Origin of the sequence: Marinomonas sp. TI.3.20, assembly GCF_038155025.1 — a bacterium.
Lineage (GTDB): Bacteria > Pseudomonadota > Gammaproteobacteria > Pseudomonadales > Marinomonadaceae > Marinomonas > Marinomonas flavescens.
In genome coordinates, this window is the sequence record NZ_JBAKAS010000014.1 from 53,262 (window position 1) to 68,794 (window position 15,533).

Genomic DNA, 15,533 nt, shown 5'->3' on the forward strand with positions numbered 1-15,533 from the left:
AGGCTGTTCTTTAAAAGAAATGGTGGTTATCATGGGTTCAGCATACATAAATTGGTTTTTATATGAAAATATTATTCGACTTTCTTCCTATCCTTGTTTTCTTCGTAGTCTACAAACTCTCTGGAAACATCATACTCGCTACCGCTGTTTTGATTCCTGCCAGCATATTACAAGTTGGTTATAATTGGCTCCGCTATAAAAAAGTGGAAAAAATGCACCTTGTTTCTTTGGCATTGGTTATTTTATTAGGTGGCGCAACGGTTATATTTGGTAACAGCGAGTTCATCAAATGGAAGCCAACCATTGTAAATGGTTTATTTGCTCTCGCTTTCTTAGGAAGCCAGTTTATTGGCGAAAGAAACATCATTGAACGAATGATGGGAGATAAAATCGAGCTACCATTTAAAGTTTGGCGTACGCTGAATATTGCTTGGGTCGCCTTTTTCATTCTTTCAGGTGTTGTAAATCTTTACGTCGCCTTCTCTTTTAGCGAAGAAACCTGGGTAGATTTCAAACTATTTGGCCTACTTGGTATGACGATTGTCTTTATCATTTTACAAGGCATCTACCTTTCATCACAAATTCAAAACAAGGAATAATCATGCTTTACTCCATCATTAGTAACGATGTAGAAAATAGCTTAGCGGCACGCCAACAAGCACGTCCAGCCCATCTTGCGCGCTTACAGCAACTTTTAGATGACGGTAAGTTAGTTTTGGCAGGGCCAAACCCTGCAATAGACTCAGATAACCCTGGTGATGCGGGATTCACTGGCAGCGTTGTCGTCGCAGAATTCTCCTCTTTAGAAGCAGCACAAGCATGGGCCGATGCAGACCCTTACATAGCTGCTGGAGTTTACGAAAATGTAACAGTGAAGCCTTTCAAACAAGTCTTTCCGAACTGATCACTTTCATCTCCGGTATTTTAAAAGCCGCTCCATTGCAACGAGCGGTTTTTTATTATGCGTCTGTTTTCACATCAGAATGACCTAAATCTCGCTCCGGATCGATGACATCTCGCACTCTTTGCTTAAGCACTTTTGCCTCTGGAAAACCATTCTCCGCTTTACGGCACCATACCTCTTCACCGTTTACTCTAACTTTAAAAATCCCGCCTTGCGTAGGAATCAAGGTGACACTTTTAATGTCATCATCAAAGGTCGTCAGTAATTCCTGAGACAGCCATGCCGCACGCAACATCCAGCGACACAATGTACAATATTCAATCTCTATAACCGCCGTTCGCATCAATCTCTCCTGTATAATGTCTATAAATACGTCAAAACCACTTGGCCTGCAGCCATGCTCCCAATACTATTGGGCCATTCATTCTTTAAGGAAATCCTATTATGCGTAAAATTTTCATTGCTGGCCTTATGTTTACCGCACTTTGCTCTCAAGCCAATGCAACAGAAGTGGATATTACAACGAATCAAGGCGCTATTCGCATCGATTTGAATGATAAAGCGGCTCCTAATACGGTTAAAAACTTTCTAAGTTATGTGGAAGAAGGTTTTTATAATGGCACTATTTTTCACCGCGTCATTCCAGGTTTTATGATTCAGGGCGGTGGTTTTACTCCTGACATGACACAAAAACCAACCCATGCAGCGATTCCTTATGAAGGTGACAATGGTCTAGCGAATAATCGAGGCACTATTGCCATGGCCCGCACTCAAAACCCCGACAGTGCCACGTCTCAGTTTTTTATAAACCAAGCGGACAACAGTTTTCTAAACGATGGCGCTCGCGGCGCTCCTGGCTATACCGTCTTTGGTCATGTAATTTCTGGTATGGACGTAGTAGACAATATTACTAAGCTTCCTACTCATTCTATGGGTCCCTACCAAAATGTTCCCTCTACCCCTATTGTGATTGAGAGCATCAAACGTGTTAACTAGTTATTGTTTAGAAACACCCAAGCTAAATTGGGGGGAAGATGGTGCCCCTCACTCTGAAAAGTTTGACGATGTGTATTTTGATAAAGACGCTGGGCTTGAAGAAAAACGGTATGTTTTTCTTCAAAATAACCATTTAAATGAGCGTTGGAAAAACCTATCCAGCGCTCAGCCTTGTCAAGATCACTTTACCATTGCAGAAACTGGATTCGGTACAGGGTTAAATTTTCTCTGCGCATGGAAAGCTTTTTTAGAAGACGCCCCCACCGATACCACCCTGCATTTCGTTTCCGTTGAAAAGTTTCCTTTAACAAAAGATATGCTCACTAACGCGCTAACTATGTGGCCGTCTCTAAAAGAATACAGCCAACAGTTGATTGCCCATTACCCTGAGCTCACCCATGGCTTTCATCGTATTGAATTAGCTCAAGGTCGTATTCAGCTGACCCTATGGTTTGGCGAAGCGGAAGAGGGCTTTGCGGCATTAAATGCTAGCGTAGATGCTTGGTTCTTAGACGGATTTGCTCCCAGCAAAAACCCAGAAATGTGGACACCAAACTTATTTAAGCACATCCATAGACTCAGCCACCAAGGCACTACGTGTGCAACATTTACCGCTGCTGGCATAGTGCGTCGAGGCCTAAAAGACGTCGGCTTTGAGGTTAAAAAAGTAAAAGGTTTTGGCCAAAAGCGAGAAATGGTTGTTGGTGAGCTGAACGAACAACCTCTAACGTTTACTGAACGCATGGCACAAGGCGAAGCTTGGTTTAATGTACGACAAAATCCATCCCAGCACAGTGGCCATGAAGAGCACCATCCAAAACACGTATTGGTGGTTGGCGCTGGGCTCGCAGGCGCCACCACAGCTCACGCACTCGCTGAACAAGGTATTAAGGTGACAGTGTGGGAACAAGGTAAAACCGTTGCTTGTAAAGCCTCTGGTAACCCTCAAGGCATGCTTTACCCTAAGCTTGCCAGTCAGGACACTCCGGTAAATCGTTTTTATTTAAGTTCTTATTTATACGCAAGCAAACTCTACTCTAAGCTTGATGATAGCGCGGTCTTTTGGCAGCAATGCGGCCTAGAGCAACGCCCAACAAACGAGAAAGAAAAGCAACGTTTCACCAACTTGCTAGAAAACAAACTTTACCCAGCCTCTATCGTGCATAAACACGGTGAGAACGGCAGCTTATTCTTACCTTTATCTGGTTGGGTTGTACTAACCGACCTCTGCCAAAAACTGCTTGATCATCCTTTAATTAATGTGCGATTAATGACACGTTTAGAAGGATTAGAGAAAGACGATAACGCGCCTCACCCGTGGTTAGCCAGTCATCAGCCAGCCAATGATAAAATACCGCAAGAACGTTTCTCTCATGTGGTTATCTGTACTGCCAATGACACTCATGATTTGAGCTTCTTACCAAAAACACCGGCTTACCCTATTCGTGGTCAAGTATCGTACTTACCTCTAGAAGCCGCACAAAAAGCCTGTTCAAGCGTTAATGAAAACGTCGAAAAGTTAACCACTGAGCATGTTCTTTGCCAAGCAGGTTATGTTTCTCCAGCACTGAAAGAAACCCTACACTTTGGCGCGACTTACGATGTGAGAGATTTAGATGAAACAGTCAGAGCAGAAAGTCAGCAACGTAATCTGCGTATTTTAGAAGATTTACTGCACTTAGAAACAGGGACACTCAATGAGCGAGATTGTGGTGGACGAGTATCGTTTCGCTGCGCCATTCCTGACTACACTCCTATGGTAGGTCCCATTTCGACACCAGCAATATTAGAAAACCATTACGCCATGCTCAGCAAAAATGCCAAATGGAAATGCAATCAAATCGCTAACCCTCAAGATGGTTTATTTATCAATATTGGCCATGGATCAAGAGGGTTAGTTTCTGCCCCTTTAAGCGGCAGCTACCTAACCAGCCTAATCACGAATACCCCCTCACCCTTAGAGCAAAGCATTATGGATAAGCTTCATCCTAATCGCTTTGTAATCAGAGCATTAAAACGAGGGTAAACGAGATAATCGCTAACCAATTAGGCGAATGCTAAAACAGAAAAGATTAGCATTCGTCTTTTTTATAGTTCGAAAAGGTCACACGCAGCTGGAATCAATTCGATGAAACGATTGATGGTTTTCGGCCTTAACACAATACGATTCATTTCAGGTAACAATGAACGTAACTTATCACTCAGTTGCAAAACACCAGGATCTATCGATTCATAAGGATAAATATGGTCTTGAACACTTAGCTTATGGAGTTCATCAAGCTCATCTTGTAACATGCTCTTCATAGCAAAAAAACGATCTTTTTGATTAATATCGTTGGTTTCCCAGTAAGCATCAGCGAAAGTAGAATTTAGCTCGTAGAATACATGCAATGCATCGGCAACGGTTTTTTTAGTCATACTGTCTCCATAATCTGTGGCAATCTTTGCCTTACGCCTTGTTTTGTTTCATGCTAACACTATTACTAACATTCTAGCTGCGAATTAACATAGGTAAATAGCCCCTTGAGTAACACAATGTACAATGCCGTGACTTCTGGCAACTTATGGCCATCTTTACAAGCTGAAGCAAAAAAACTTGCGTTAGATGAACCCATACTCGCCAGCTACTTCAATACCACTATCCTTAGGCACGAGTCGTTAAGCTCAGCGCTTAGCTTCTTACTGGCCTGTAAACTGGACAGTATTTCAATTCCCTCTATCGTACTAAGAGAGGTCTTTGAGGAAGCCATGTCTGCCCCTCAATCTGGCATTGTTGAGTGTATAGAGCAAGATATTTTGTCGATAAAAGAAAGGGATGCCGCATGCGATTGCCTAACGACCCCCCTGCTATTCTTTAAAGGCTTTCACGCCTTACAGACGTATCGCGTTGCCAATTGGCTGTGGAAAAACAACAGAAAAAGTCTTGCCCTGTACTTACAAGGCCAGATGTCGATGGTATTCGGCGTTGATATTCATCCGGCAGCAAGGATTGGCTGTGGCATCATGTTAGACCATGCTACAGGCTTGGTCGTTGGCGAAACCTGTATCATCGAAGACAATGTTTCTATTCTACAATCTGTCACACTTGGTGGCACTGGAAAAGAGCATGGCGATCGTCATCCCAAAATTCGTTCAGGTGTCCTGATTGGCGCTGGTGCGAAAATATTGGGAAACATCGAAGTCGGTGAAGGCGCGAAAATTGGTGCTGGTAGTGTGGTATTAGAAGCCGTTGGCGCCCATACCACGGTGGCAGGCGTTCCTGCCAAAATCGTTGGCCGCAATACTGGCGAAGAGCCTTCGCGCGCAATGGATCACAATATTAACCATTGCGTTCGAGATTGCAGCGACGCGACAGCGTCTTAATCACGACTTACTAACCGACATTACGCCCTCACATGAGGTCGTAATGTCCTAGCGTGTCTTTTGGCACCATCTTGATGGTTTCACTTTCCGTATCAAATAACAAAACCGCTTCACCGCTTTTTAATACGGCTACGGCTTGCTGACGCTTCTGTTCTGCAGACAAATCATAATCACCATAATCTGTGCCTTCACGAGACACAATATCATCAAGAATGGTCATTAATGTGTCCGACTCTAAAGATTCATAAGGAATCAAGGTATCCATTACACCGCTCCATGACTGGCTAATAACGCAATAACACCCGCCTCATCAAGAACCGGAATATTCAAACTTTGCGCCTTGGTCAATTTTGACCCTGCTTTTTCACCTGCCACTAAACAATCGGTTTTGGCCGATACTGAGCCGCTCACTTTAGCGCCCAAAGCTTGCAGCTTTTCTTTGACCTGATCCCGGGAAAATTGACTCAACGACCCTGTCACCACATAGGTTTTTCCAACCAAGGGTAAATCACTGTCATCGACTAGTGTTTTTGTTTCCCATTCAATCCCAGCTGCCAGCAAACCTTGTATCGTCGCCACGTTTTTCTCTTGCTCAAAAAACAATCTGACGTGTTGCGCGACAATAGGACCAACATCGTCCACTTCAACCAAGGCTTCTTGATCTGCATGCATCAAAGCATTTAATTCGGCAAAATGACTTGTTAAAGAGCGCGCTGTGGCTTCACCCACTTCTCGAATGCCCAAGGCATAAATAAAACGGTTAAACTGTGTTTTCTTCGCCACATCAATCGCGTTCAACAACTTATCAACCGATTTTTGCCCCATTCTCTCCATCGACAATAGGGTGTCTTTTTTCTCTGCTAAAGTGAAAATATCCACCGGCGTTTTTAACAATTCTTGATCGACTAATTGCTCAATTAACTTGTCGCCTAGACCATCAATGTCCATCGCTTTACGGGATACAAAATGCTTCAACGATTCTTTTAATTGCGCACCACACACCAAGCCACCAGTACAACGCACTACGGCTTCGCCTTCAACTTGCTCAACATCGGAGCCACAAACCGGACACACATCAGGAAAAACCACACTGGTGACTTCTGACTCAACACGACGATCTTCTAGCACCTGAACCACTTGTGGTATCACATCGCCAGCACGGCGAATCACCACATAATCGTTTACTTTTACTCCTAAGCGCGCAATTTCATCCTTGTTGTGCAAGGTCGCATTAGACACGGTAACACCGCCGACAAACACTGGCGCTAGGCGCGCAACCGGTGTAATGGCGCCAGTACGTCCCACTTGAAAATCAACGCCTAAAATGCGCGTCACTTCTTCTTGAGCGGGAAATTTTCGAGCAATTGCCCAACGCGGCGCACGAGCAATAAAACCAAGCTCTTCTTGCTGCTCGATCTGATCAACTTTGTACACAATACCATCGATGTCATAAGACAAATTCGGGCGTTTCTCGTTGAGCATGGCATAATATTCAATGCAACCTGCCGCGCCTTCAACGGTTTGCATCAGGTCGTTAATACGAAAGCCCCATTCGCCTAATTGCACCAAACCATCATAATGACTGTCTGGCTGGGACCAACCTTCAACATAACCAATAGAATAAGCACACATCACCAAAGGACGTGACGCCGTGATCTTCGGATCAAGTTGGCGGAGTGAGCCGGCGGCGGCATTTCTAGGGTTCACAAATGGCTTATCGCCTCGCTCTACCGCTTGCAAATTAAGCTTTTCAAAGCCCGCTTTTGGCATGTAGATTTCACCACGCACCTCAAGTACAGGCGGTGGCGTATCTGTTCGCAACGACAAAGGAACGGAATAAATTGTTTTGATGTTGGAAGTAATGTCTTCCCCAGATAAACCATCACCACGAGTGACACCTCTCACTAATCGACCATGTTCATAACGTAAACTGATCGCTAAGCCATCAAGTTTTGGCTCACAGCAATAAGTGACCTTTTCGACGTCCAGTAGTTTGCGAATACGCTGATCAAAATCTGCTAAAGACTCATTATCGAAGGCGTTATCAAGGGACAACATGGGGACTGTGTGTGGTACATTTTCAAAACCGCTGTCTGGTTTTTCTCCTACCCGTTGAGTCGGAGAATCCGCTTGAATCCAATCAGGATACTCAGCCTCTATAGACTGCAACTGTCGATAGCAACGATCGTATTCAGCATCAGGAACTAATGGATTGTCTTTTACATGGTAGGCGTAACTGTAGTCATTTAATTGTTTAACCAAAGCCTGCGTCTGTTCTTGGGTAATGCCGTTGTTGTGACTCATAAAGAAAGCTCGAAATAAAACCGTACAGAAGGTAGAAACAATCAAGGCCCCTTAGGGCCTTGATAAAATTTAAGGTTTGCGTTTCATCAAGCGCCGACGCTCAAAATCACGTATCCGCTGACGACAATGAGCTATGGTTTGTTCGCTCATTGGCGTGCGACGCTCATCGCGCAGCTCCCCCCCTAAATTACGCACTAATGCTTGCGCTGTTTCAAGCATAAAGTCGAATGCTTTCATGCTGTTTTTAGGGCCTGGCAATCCCATAAAGAAACTCACACCAGGACAATTACCTTCACCCATAGTGTCTAAATCAAAGGTGCCTGGTTCAATCGCATTGGCCATACTGAACTGCACTCGACCACGATCAAAGCCTTCTTCGTGGCGATGAAAAATATCCATATCGCCATAACGCATACCACAATTTAAGACCAACTGAAGTAGCTCAATACCTGAGAAAGTTTGTCCTTCAGGGGCTAGAATATTAATAACAATGACTTCTTCTATTTCTGCCTCGTCATCAGTTTCCTGCTCATCGCCAACTAAATCATAAGCGCTACCTTGCGGAGTCCGTTGATCTACATCGACGTTTGAATAGTCTCGCTCATAGTCTACTTCTTCAAAAGTCTCATGACTTGGCGTTTCATTTCCAACATCCAGATCACTATATTGATCGCTAAATGATTCCGAATCATGCTCCTCAAAATGATCATCCGAATAATTCTGCTCAGAAAAACGCACTGAGTCCGATTCACGATCCGGCACCAAAGAAGCCAATTCATCAAGATGCAAACCTTCATCGCGATCTAACGTAGGCCCTGAATCCACTTTATGAGGTACGTCTGCAAGCGGTGCATTAACCGTTTGACGAGCATTTTCAAACGCATTATTAATAGGGTTCGAACGACCACGTTTTACCTCAGATGAGGCTGGTCTCGCGCCGCCATTAGGCAACTCTCTCCTGACAATGGCTTCACGTGCTAGTTCTTCAGGATCGACGAAATCATCGTCATCTTCTTCCTGACTAAACTGTTGGCCTTTTTTATATCGACGAAATCCATCGACCAGAATTGCGACTATAACAACAACCCCAATCAAGATTAGCCACTCACGCAAGCTAAATTCCATTACATTTTTCCGAATTAGATCAATAAAGTTAATGCTATTATCAAACGAAGTGCCTTAGGATTCAATTATAAGGTCACATTGATTGCATAAATCGCCTTAGTGTTTGAAGGTACGGCTTTTTTTATACCGATTACCCGCCCTTTTGTCAGATCTTTTGCTGTAATCTTCGATAATTTTACAACAAGATCAACTTTCCCTACGTTCTCCAATGACATTTTTGACATTAGATTATCAAGATTCGTTAATATTACTAATCGATTTAAGTCCTGCGGATACACTCGGCGTATCGCAACGGGCATTTTTTGACCGGGCGCTACGGCATAAATTAATAATACATCATCAGGATGCCACACAACCTTGTTCTTATCCCAAACAATTCTTATCGCAATTTGACGAGTTACAAGCGCGGGCACTTGTTGATAACTAATATTTCCCACTTTTCGAGCGCTCTGAATAGCGCCTAATAATGTTTGACGTTCGATGGCATTTTCATTGTATCGAGCTGCCTCTTGCCACGCTAACACCGCATTTAAATATTCTTTATGATCAAATTCAACTACGCCTTTCAACCCTAGAGCTGTCGCATTTTTTGGATCAAGCGCCAACACTTGTTTAACGATTTTCTCCATGTCTGGACTACTCACATTACCATTATTATAAAAAATGGCTTGAGCATATTTCACCAATACTGCGACCCTGTCAGGGGAGTTTTCTGGTAATTTTTCCAATGTTTTTTGAAACGCCGTTATCGCTTGGCTATAGTTCGCAGAAGCCATTAAATCATTAGCTTCATAATACCAATCTTCAGCCCGGTCATACCGCTGACTTCTATACTTCAAAAAATCAAGCGTACTTTTAGGCGTGTTGGTTTTAGATGCGAGTTCTTGAGTAAAAGTGACGTCTTTCGCATAACCTAAATATTGATACATGCTGACGCTACCTAGCACGACTAGGGCGAAAATCCCCAAGAAAACGTACTTTGTAGATAGCGCCCTTTGCAAAGAGAGCACTCTGTAAAATAAAGGTTTTTCAACTGGTTCGAAAGATAATTGCTCCTCTAGTTGAAGATCACTTAATAGTCTTTCGGCTTCTTTTGAGGTCAAACGCCCTATTTCTTCTTCGTTTTCTATTTCTACTTTTCGGACCCGTGAAAAACTCTCAGCAATATGATCTTCTTCATGATTATGTCTTTCATCGTACAAGCTTTTTTGCACCGAAAGAAAAAGATACGTCAGACTTCCCACCATCATTAATGCCATCACTAACCAAAGTAGCATCATGACGTTTCTCCCATTCTTCGCTTTTTATTACGGCAAACGACGAACACAAAAACCATTAAACCAATCACTAAAAAGGCCACTGGCCCCATCCAAAGTACCGAGGTTGCCGCTGAATATTTTGGTCGGTATAAAACAAAATTACCGTAGCGCGCCACCATATAATCGACTATTTCTTGGTCTGTTTTACCTTGTTCAATCATAAAGTGAATTTGCGTTCTTAAATCTTTAGCAATCCCAGATTGAGAATCGGCCAAATCTTGATTTTGACATTTAGGGCAGCGCAATTCTTGTGTTAAAGATTGAAAACGAGTTTGATTTAAAGATGAACTAAAGGTCATTAGCGGCTCAGAAAGAACACAAGATGAAGCTAACAAAGCAATCATCACAAGAAAAGAGTTAATCATTCTCATTGTAAATAGCCTTTGATTTTTTGCCAGACAACGTCATCCATAGCACCTTGATAGCGGTAAACAATAATGCCTTTACTGTTTACGATAAATGTTTCTGGCGCGCCAGTAACCCCCATATCAACACCAAACTTACCCAACTCATCCATTAGAACCAATTGATACGGATTGCTCTTAATAGACAACCATTGCTGCGCTTTTTTTTGATCATCTTTATAATCAATCCCAACAATAGGAACACCTTGGTTAGCAAGTTGATTTAAATAGGCGTGTTCCTCTTCACAGGTTGGGCACCACGTCGCCCAAAAATTCAGCAAGTAAGCACTTTTAGGGAGTGAAGATTGATCAAGTACTTTATCTGCTTGCAGCGTGACTAATGTGAAGTCAGGTACTGGCTTACCTATCAATGCTGAAGGCATATATTCAGGGTTAGCCCCCAACTGCTTATACAACACAACCCCTAGACCAATAAACACAATCAGTGGCAGAAATAACACCCATTTACGCATTATTACCTCTCACTTTCGTACTATAGCGTTTATCTAATGCAGACAATAAACCACCACACATCATCATTAACCCACCTAGCCAAATCCAGCGAACAAAGGCCTTCACGTAAATACGTACACTCCAAGCGTCGCCTTCTAACTTTTCACCAAGAGAGACGTAAAGATCGCGGGTAAAGCCAGCGTCCAAACCCGCCTCTGTCATTACTTGGCGGCTTGTTGAATAAAAGCGTTTTTCTGGTGTCAGTAAAGTGACAAATCGCCCTTGTTTAGAGACTGATATTTCACCGCTATCCGCTATATAATTCGGCCCTTCCACATGGGATATTCCATCAAAATGAAACTCATAACCCGCAAAAGAAACAGACTCACCTGGCGATAACTTAAGCGTTGATTCATAACTACTGGTACTCACTAACAATATGCCAATCAAGGTAACAACCATGCCAAGATGCGCAAGCATCATGCCATAGTAGTTACGTGGTAATTGTCGTGCCCTAGGAATAATACCTTTTGTTCCAGCAGAAACTTTATCGAACCAATCTTTAAAGGTCAGTAACACCGCCCAAAATGCCACACTTAACGTTAACCAAGCTAAGCTTCCTAGTGAATTAACATAACTCACTGCTCCCGCTAGCACGATGGAAAGTAACGCCGCGAAAAGACAAGCTTTTAGTAAGACCGATGCTTTTGTCTTGTGCCATTTTGAAAGGGGACCAACCGCCATAAAGACAATCAGTAAAAGCGCTATCGGAGAGAATACGGTATTAAAATAAGGCGCACCGACGGAAATACGACCAAGCCCTAACACCTCAAAAATCAACGGATATAAAGTGCCTAACAACACCGTTAGCGTCAGCACAGTCAATAAAATATTATTCAGCAGCAACCAAGCTTCTCGCCCCGTCATACCAAACGTTGCACTCCCACGAACCTGACCTGCGCGAAAGCCGTAAAGCAATAAACTGCCGCCAATCAACACAATTAACAAGGCAAGAATATAAATGCCTCGTGTCGGATCCGCGGCAAAAGCATGCACTGAGGTGAGTACCCCTGAGCGAACTAAAAAGGTGCCTAATAAAGAGAGACTGAAAGTAAAAATAGCCAACAACACGGTCCAGCTTTTAAACACGCCACGCTTTTCAGTCACCGCCAGAGAATGCACGAGTGCCGTACCCGCTAACCAAGGCATAAAAGAAGCGTTTTCGACTGGGTCCCAAAACCACCAGCCACCCCAACCAAGCTCGTAATACGCCCACCAACTACCTAACGTGATACCCAGTGTCAAAAAAGCCCAAGATAAAGATGTCCAAGGCCTTGTCCAGCGCGCCCAAGAAGAGTTCAAGTTACCGGTGATTAGTGCAGCAATAGCAAACGCAAACGCCACAGAGAAGCCCACATAGCCCATATACAACATAGGTGGATGAATAATTAGTCCAATATCTTGCAGTAGCGGATTTAAGTCTCGTCCATCCGTCGGTATTTCAGGCATCAGTCGCACAAAAGGCGAGGAGGTAAATAACATAAAAGACAAAAAGCCTAATGACACTATGCCCAACACACTCAATACAACAGGGCCAACGTCTTTGGGTAAGGTATGAATTTTTAACGCTACCGCAGAGCTCCAACCCGATAAGATCAAAACCCACAGCAACAATGAGCCTTCATGTCCTCCCCAGATAGCACTGAACTTATACCAAATAGGTAAATGGCTATTTGAGTTTTGGCTGACATACATAACAGAAAAATCATCTGTCATGAACGCAAACGCTAACACCAAAAAACTCACTAACACAAAAAAAGACATTAAAAACGTCAAAGGGCGAGCGGTGTAGAGTAGCGTTGGATTTTTTTGCCAATAACCAATCAAAGGAACAACGGCCAGACAAAGAGAGAAAAACAGCGCTAATATTAATGCAAAATGTCCAATTTCAGGAATCATAAAAGCCTAAAAATCACTAGTAGAGGGTTTAGTCGTCGTCTTTTTCTGTGCTTCTTTTAAAGCATCGGAGACTTCCGGCGGCATGTATTTTTCATCGTGTTTAGCAAGCACTTGTGACGCTCTGAAGATACCATTATTCATCAACTTGCCTTGGGCAACGATACCTTGGCCTTCGCGAAATAAATCAGGAAGTATGCCTCGATATTGAATTCGGACATTATGCTTAAAATCCGTTACATCGAATGTTACGTCCAGGGTGTCAGAATTACGGTGCACACTACCAACCACAACCATTCCACCAGCTCGAATAGTCGTATTTACAGGCGCTTCGCCTGACGCTATTTGGGTTGGCGAGTAAAATAAATTAATATTCTGTTGGAGTGCATACATCACCAAGCCAAGCGCTGCACTGAGTATGAACAAGATAACAGCTATTGTAATAAGGCGTTTTTTGCGGATGGCGTGCACTAGGAATTAGACTCTCTTAAATAGCGTTTTTTTAATTGTCGGATCACCTTGCGGCGACCTTGAAGCGTATTCAGTATCAAGCCGGTTAAGATCAATAAAACCAAGCCATACGTTGACCACACAAACCCACCATGAGTTCCCATTTGTAGAAAATCAGCCACACTATCAAACGCCATCATTCATTACCTTTTCTTTAACCCATTGGGTACGACGCTCGCGCAGTAAAATCTCTGATTGCATGCGCCACATAACTAGCCCTGCTACCAAACAATAAAAACCAATCACCGCGATCAATAAGGGTAACCACATATCCATCGGCATCGTTGGTTTTTTAGTCAAACTAAACGATGCGGGTTGATGTAAAGTATTCCACCAGTTCACCGAATACTTAATAATCGGTAAATTAATCAAACCCAGTACACTGACAATCGCGGCAGCTTGGTTCGCCAACGTAACGTCTTCCAAGGTATTTTGCAGAGCAATAATGCCCATATACAAAATGAACAATACTAATACAGACGTGAGCCGAGCATCCCAAACCCACCAAGTACCCCATGTGGGTTTGCCCCAAATAGCCCCTGACAAAAGGGCAATAGCCGCCATCGCTGCGCCAATCGGCGCCATCGATTTAATAAATATCGGTGCCATTTTCATTTGCCAAACCAGATACACAAAACCAGCGACACCCAAAGAGAAGTAACAAGATTCCGTCAACACGGCTGCCGGTACATGCAGATAAATGATCCGGTAAGTCTCGCCTTGTTGATAATCCGTCGGAGCAAAACCTAGCCCCCAGCCAACCCCAATCAGCGTCGCCAGCAAGCCAATCAAAAACACCGCAGTTGCCCACTTACTAGACCATTGGTAAAACCATTTCGGCGATCCTAATTTATGAAACCAGATCCAGCTCATTAACGCACACTCGCTTTAATACACAGGGATGTCATCACAGGTGCAACCACCAGCGCTAACAATGAAATAGCCGCCAACAAGGCCAATAAACCACCATAAGGCAAGCCAAATTGTATCGCTTTAATCGCCGCGGTTGAAAAAATAATAATGGGGAAATAGAAAGGCAAAATAAGCAGCACCATCAGCATAGCCCCTTGTTTTAACGATACCGTTAACGCCGCACCAATGCTGCCGATAAGAAACAACCCTGGAGTACCAATCAACAAGGTAGCCAGCAACACAAGCAGGCTATCTGAGGGTAGAAACAACATCTGAGCAAAAACAGGCGTGAGCAACAATAAGGGTAGCATCATCGCCAGCCAATAGACCCCCACCTTGATTAAGATAAGCCAAGGTAGTGACAATCCACTCACAATCAGCTGAGTAAGGGTGCCATCTGCATAGCTTTCCTTGTATAGGCTTTCGATGGAAACCACCACCGACAGCGCCGCAGCACACCAAATAATACCGCCTGCAGCAGGTGCCAGAAAGTCAGCTGAAGGATCAATGCCTAGCGGAAACAGCACGACGACCAGAACAAAGAAGAGTAACGCATTAACGACCCGTTGTTTGCTGCGAAAAAGCGTTAGACATTCGGCTTTAAAAAACGACAAGTAGGTCACAAGCTATAACTCCACTTGCAGATAAGAAAGGTGCGCTAAAGGTAAATGAGAGGCCAAAATAACAATACCACCTGACGCCACGTGCGCCGCCATTTTCGCTTCCAGCATACTAATTAAGCCTTGATCCAGCGCGGTAAAAGGCTCATCTAACAACCAAATTTGCTGCTCTGATAACCAGAGTCGCACCAAGGCCACACGACGAACTTGCCCAGCAGAAAGCGCGTGCAATTGGGTCTCTGCAAAAGCGCCTAATGATAACTCACTTAATGCCTGTTCGATGATTTTCTCGGAGCACTTTGGCAAATACCAACGTATATTTTCCATCACAGTGAGCGCGTCATTCAACCCTGCGGAGTGGCCGATGTAGAGCGTATTGTTAAGGAAATTCTGGCGCTGCTGAGTGAGCGAATCACCATTAAACGTCATGCTGCCACTTAATATCGGCAGCAAGCCTAACAGCGCTTTGAAAAAAGTACTTTTACCTGCGCCATTGGCCCCGGTGATATGCACAACATCGCCCGAGCGAGCGGAAAAAGACAATCCATTTAAGAGATCGCTTTCGCCTCGCTCAACCCATAAATCTGATATGGTTAAAATAGCAACAGAATGCAAAAGATATGTCCATGTGGGCCGATAAAATAATAAGCGCCGCTTAATCGCATTG

19 protein-coding genes are annotated in these 15,533 nt (G+C 43.7%); 5 read left to right on the forward strand and 14 right to left on the reverse strand.

Annotation, left to right across the window (positions count from 1 at the left end):
• The first annotated feature begins 62 nt into the window (after nt 1-62).
• Both V6259_RS14000 and V6259_RS14005 read left to right on the forward strand, forming a co-directional pair.
• A complete protein-coding gene (locus V6259_RS14000) occupies nt 63-599 on the forward strand; it encodes a septation protein A (RefSeq protein ID WP_341585035.1) in 537 nt (178 codons plus the stop codon).
• Nucleotides 600-601: 2 nt separating this feature from the next.
• Entirely contained in the window at nt 602-904 is a 303-nt protein-coding gene (locus V6259_RS14005; RefSeq protein ID WP_341585036.1) for a YciI family protein, read from the forward strand.
• Between the two features lie 55 nt (nt 905-959).
• Here the strand turns inward: V6259_RS14005 and V6259_RS14010 are convergent, their stop codons facing one another.
• On the reverse strand, nt 960-1,247 hold the full coding sequence (locus tag V6259_RS14010; protein WP_341585037.1) for a SelT/SelW/SelH family protein: 288 nt from the start codon (nt 1,245-1,247) through the stop codon (nt 960-962).
• Between the two features lie 101 nt (nt 1,248-1,348).
• On the opposite strand from V6259_RS14010, the gene V6259_RS14015 reads away from it, so the two are divergent.
• Nucleotides 1,349-1,900 carry a peptidylprolyl isomerase gene (locus tag V6259_RS14015; RefSeq protein ID WP_133011723.1) on the forward strand — a complete coding sequence of 184 codons (552 nt, stop codon included), beginning with the start codon at nt 1,349-1,351 and terminating at the stop codon, nt 1,898-1,900.
• Complete coding sequence (gene mnmC, locus V6259_RS14020) at nt 1,890-3,926, forward strand: bifunctional tRNA (5-methylaminomethyl-2-thiouridine)(34)-methyltransferase MnmD/FAD-dependent 5-carboxymethylaminomethyl-2-thiouridine(34) oxidoreductase MnmC (protein WP_341585038.1); 2,037 nt, start codon at nt 1,890-1,892, stop codon at nt 3,924-3,926. The genes V6259_RS14015 and mnmC overlap by 11 nt, the downstream gene beginning before the upstream one ends.
• Before the next feature lie 62 nt (nt 3,927-3,988).
• Here the strand turns inward: mnmC and V6259_RS14025 are convergent, their stop codons facing one another.
• Nucleotides 3,989-4,318: a hypothetical protein gene (locus V6259_RS14025; protein ID WP_133011725.1), complete on the reverse strand. Its 330-nt coding sequence runs from the start codon at nt 4,316-4,318 to the stop codon at nt 3,989-3,991.
• 117 nt (nt 4,319-4,435) lie between these two features.
• Between V6259_RS14025 and cysE the strand changes: the two genes are divergently transcribed.
• Entirely contained in the window at nt 4,436-5,263 is an 828-nt protein-coding gene (gene cysE / locus V6259_RS14030; protein ID WP_341585080.1) for a serine O-acetyltransferase, read from the forward strand.
• A 28-nt stretch (nt 5,264-5,291) separates the two neighbouring features.
• On the opposite strand, the gene V6259_RS14035 is transcribed toward cysE, so the two are convergent.
• The 12 genes from V6259_RS14035 to ccmA all read right to left on the reverse strand — a co-directional run bounded on the left by V6259_RS14035 (nt 5,292) and on the right by ccmA (nt 15,481).
• Nucleotides 5,292-5,528 carry a YheU family protein gene (locus tag V6259_RS14035; protein WP_133011726.1) on the reverse strand — a complete coding sequence of 79 codons (237 nt, stop codon included), beginning with the start codon at nt 5,526-5,528 and terminating at the stop codon, nt 5,292-5,294.
• Nucleotides 5,528-7,567, reverse strand: coding sequence for an NAD-dependent DNA ligase LigA (ligA, locus tag V6259_RS14040; RefSeq protein WP_341585039.1), 2,040 nt, complete (start codon nt 7,565-7,567; stop codon nt 5,528-5,530). The genes V6259_RS14035 and ligA overlap by 1 nt, the downstream gene beginning before the upstream one ends.
• Before the next feature lie 69 nt (nt 7,568-7,636).
• Nucleotides 7,637-8,692, reverse strand: coding sequence for a cell division protein ZipA (gene zipA / locus V6259_RS14045; RefSeq protein ID WP_341585040.1), 1,056 nt, complete (start codon nt 8,690-8,692; stop codon nt 7,637-7,639).
• Nucleotides 8,693-8,757: 65 nt separating this feature from the next.
• Nucleotides 8,758-9,972, reverse strand: coding sequence for a tetratricopeptide repeat protein (locus V6259_RS14050; RefSeq protein WP_341585041.1), 1,215 nt, complete (start codon nt 9,970-9,972; stop codon nt 8,758-8,760).
• Nucleotides 9,969-10,382 (reverse strand): cytochrome c-type biogenesis protein, encoded by a 414-nt coding sequence (locus tag V6259_RS14055; RefSeq protein WP_341585042.1) that lies wholly within the window; start codon nt 10,380-10,382, stop codon nt 9,969-9,971. The genes V6259_RS14050 and V6259_RS14055 overlap by 4 nt, the downstream gene beginning before the upstream one ends.
• Nucleotides 10,379-10,888, reverse strand: a complete 510-nt coding sequence (locus V6259_RS14060; protein ID WP_341585043.1) for a DsbE family thiol:disulfide interchange protein — start codon at nt 10,886-10,888, stop codon at nt 10,379-10,381. The genes V6259_RS14055 and V6259_RS14060 overlap by 4 nt, the downstream gene beginning before the upstream one ends.
• On the reverse strand, nt 10,881-12,827 hold the full coding sequence (locus V6259_RS14065; RefSeq protein ID WP_341585044.1) for a heme lyase CcmF/NrfE family subunit: 1,947 nt from the start codon (nt 12,825-12,827) through the stop codon (nt 10,881-10,883). The genes V6259_RS14060 and V6259_RS14065 overlap by 8 nt, the downstream gene beginning before the upstream one ends.
• A 6-nt stretch (nt 12,828-12,833) precedes the next feature.
• Nucleotides 12,834-13,295: a cytochrome c maturation protein CcmE gene (gene ccmE, locus V6259_RS14070; protein WP_133011732.1), complete on the reverse strand. Its 462-nt coding sequence runs from the start codon at nt 13,293-13,295 to the stop codon at nt 12,834-12,836.
• A complete protein-coding gene (gene ccmD, locus V6259_RS14075; protein WP_240537030.1) occupies nt 13,295-13,474 on the reverse strand; it encodes a heme exporter protein CcmD in 180 nt (59 codons plus the stop codon). The genes ccmE and ccmD overlap by 1 nt, the downstream gene beginning before the upstream one ends.
• The gene (locus tag V6259_RS14080) at nt 13,461-14,207 is read right to left on the reverse strand and encodes a heme ABC transporter permease (protein ID WP_341585045.1); all 747 of its coding nucleotides are present in this window, start codon (nt 14,205-14,207) and stop codon (nt 13,461-13,463) included. Before V6259_RS14080 ends, ccmD begins: the two co-directional genes overlap by 14 nt.
• Entirely contained in the window at nt 14,207-14,869 is a 663-nt protein-coding gene (ccmB, locus tag V6259_RS14085; RefSeq protein WP_341585046.1) for a heme exporter protein CcmB, read from the reverse strand. The genes V6259_RS14080 and ccmB overlap by 1 nt, the downstream gene beginning before the upstream one ends.
• Nucleotides 14,870-14,872: 3 nt before the next feature.
• The gene (gene ccmA / locus V6259_RS14090) at nt 14,873-15,481 is read right to left on the reverse strand and encodes a cytochrome c biogenesis heme-transporting ATPase CcmA (RefSeq protein WP_341585047.1); all 609 of its coding nucleotides are present in this window, start codon (nt 15,479-15,481) and stop codon (nt 14,873-14,875) included.
• Between the last annotated feature and the right edge of the window lie 52 nt (nt 15,482-15,533).

Excerpts from the sequence above, each read along its gene's own strand:
- V6259_RS14000 (WP_341585035.1), top strand. The coding sequence starts at position 63 with ATGAAAATATTATTCGACTTTCTTCCTATCCTTGTTTTCTTCGTAGTC.
- V6259_RS14060 (WP_341585043.1), bottom strand. The coding sequence starts at position 10,888 with ATGCGTAAATGGGTGTTATTTCTGCCACTGATTGTGTTTATTGGTCTA.
- V6259_RS14055 (WP_341585042.1), bottom strand. The coding sequence starts at position 10,382 with ATGAGAATGATTAACTCTTTTCTTGTGATGATTGCTTTGTTAGCTTCA.
- V6259_RS14050 (WP_341585041.1), bottom strand. The coding sequence starts at position 9,972 with ATGATGCTACTTTGGTTAGTGATGGCATTAATGATGGTGGGAAGTCTG.
- V6259_RS14015 (WP_133011723.1), top strand. The coding sequence starts at position 1,349 with ATGCGTAAAATTTTCATTGCTGGCCTTATGTTTACCGCACTTTGCTCT.
- cysE (WP_341585080.1), top strand. The coding sequence starts at position 4,436 with ATGTACAATGCCGTGACTTCTGGCAACTTATGGCCATCTTTACAAGCT.
- V6259_RS14025 (WP_133011725.1), bottom strand. The coding sequence starts at position 4,318 with ATGACTAAAAAAACCGTTGCCGATGCATTGCATGTATTCTACGAGCTA.
- V6259_RS14065 (WP_341585044.1), bottom strand. The coding sequence starts at position 12,827 with ATGATTCCTGAAATTGGACATTTTGCATTAATATTAGCGCTGTTTTTC.
- zipA (WP_341585040.1), bottom strand. The coding sequence starts at position 8,692 with ATGGAATTTAGCTTGCGTGAGTGGCTAATCTTGATTGGGGTTGTTGTT.
- ligA (WP_341585039.1), bottom strand. The coding sequence starts at position 7,567 with ATGAGTCACAACAACGGCATTACCCAAGAACAGACGCAGGCTTTGGTT.
- ccmD (WP_240537030.1), bottom strand. The coding sequence starts at position 13,474 with ATGATGGCGTTTGATAGTGTGGCTGATTTTCTACAAATGGGAACTCAT.
- V6259_RS14035 (WP_133011726.1), bottom strand. The coding sequence starts at position 5,528 with ATGGATACCTTGATTCCTTATGAATCTTTAGAGTCGGACACATTAATG.
- V6259_RS14080 (WP_341585045.1), bottom strand. The coding sequence starts at position 14,207 with ATGAGCTGGATCTGGTTTCATAAATTAGGATCGCCGAAATGGTTTTAC.
- V6259_RS14005 (WP_341585036.1), top strand. The coding sequence starts at position 602 with ATGCTTTACTCCATCATTAGTAACGATGTAGAAAATAGCTTAGCGGCA.
- V6259_RS14010 (WP_341585037.1), bottom strand. The coding sequence starts at position 1,247 with ATGCGAACGGCGGTTATAGAGATTGAATATTGTACATTGTGTCGCTGG.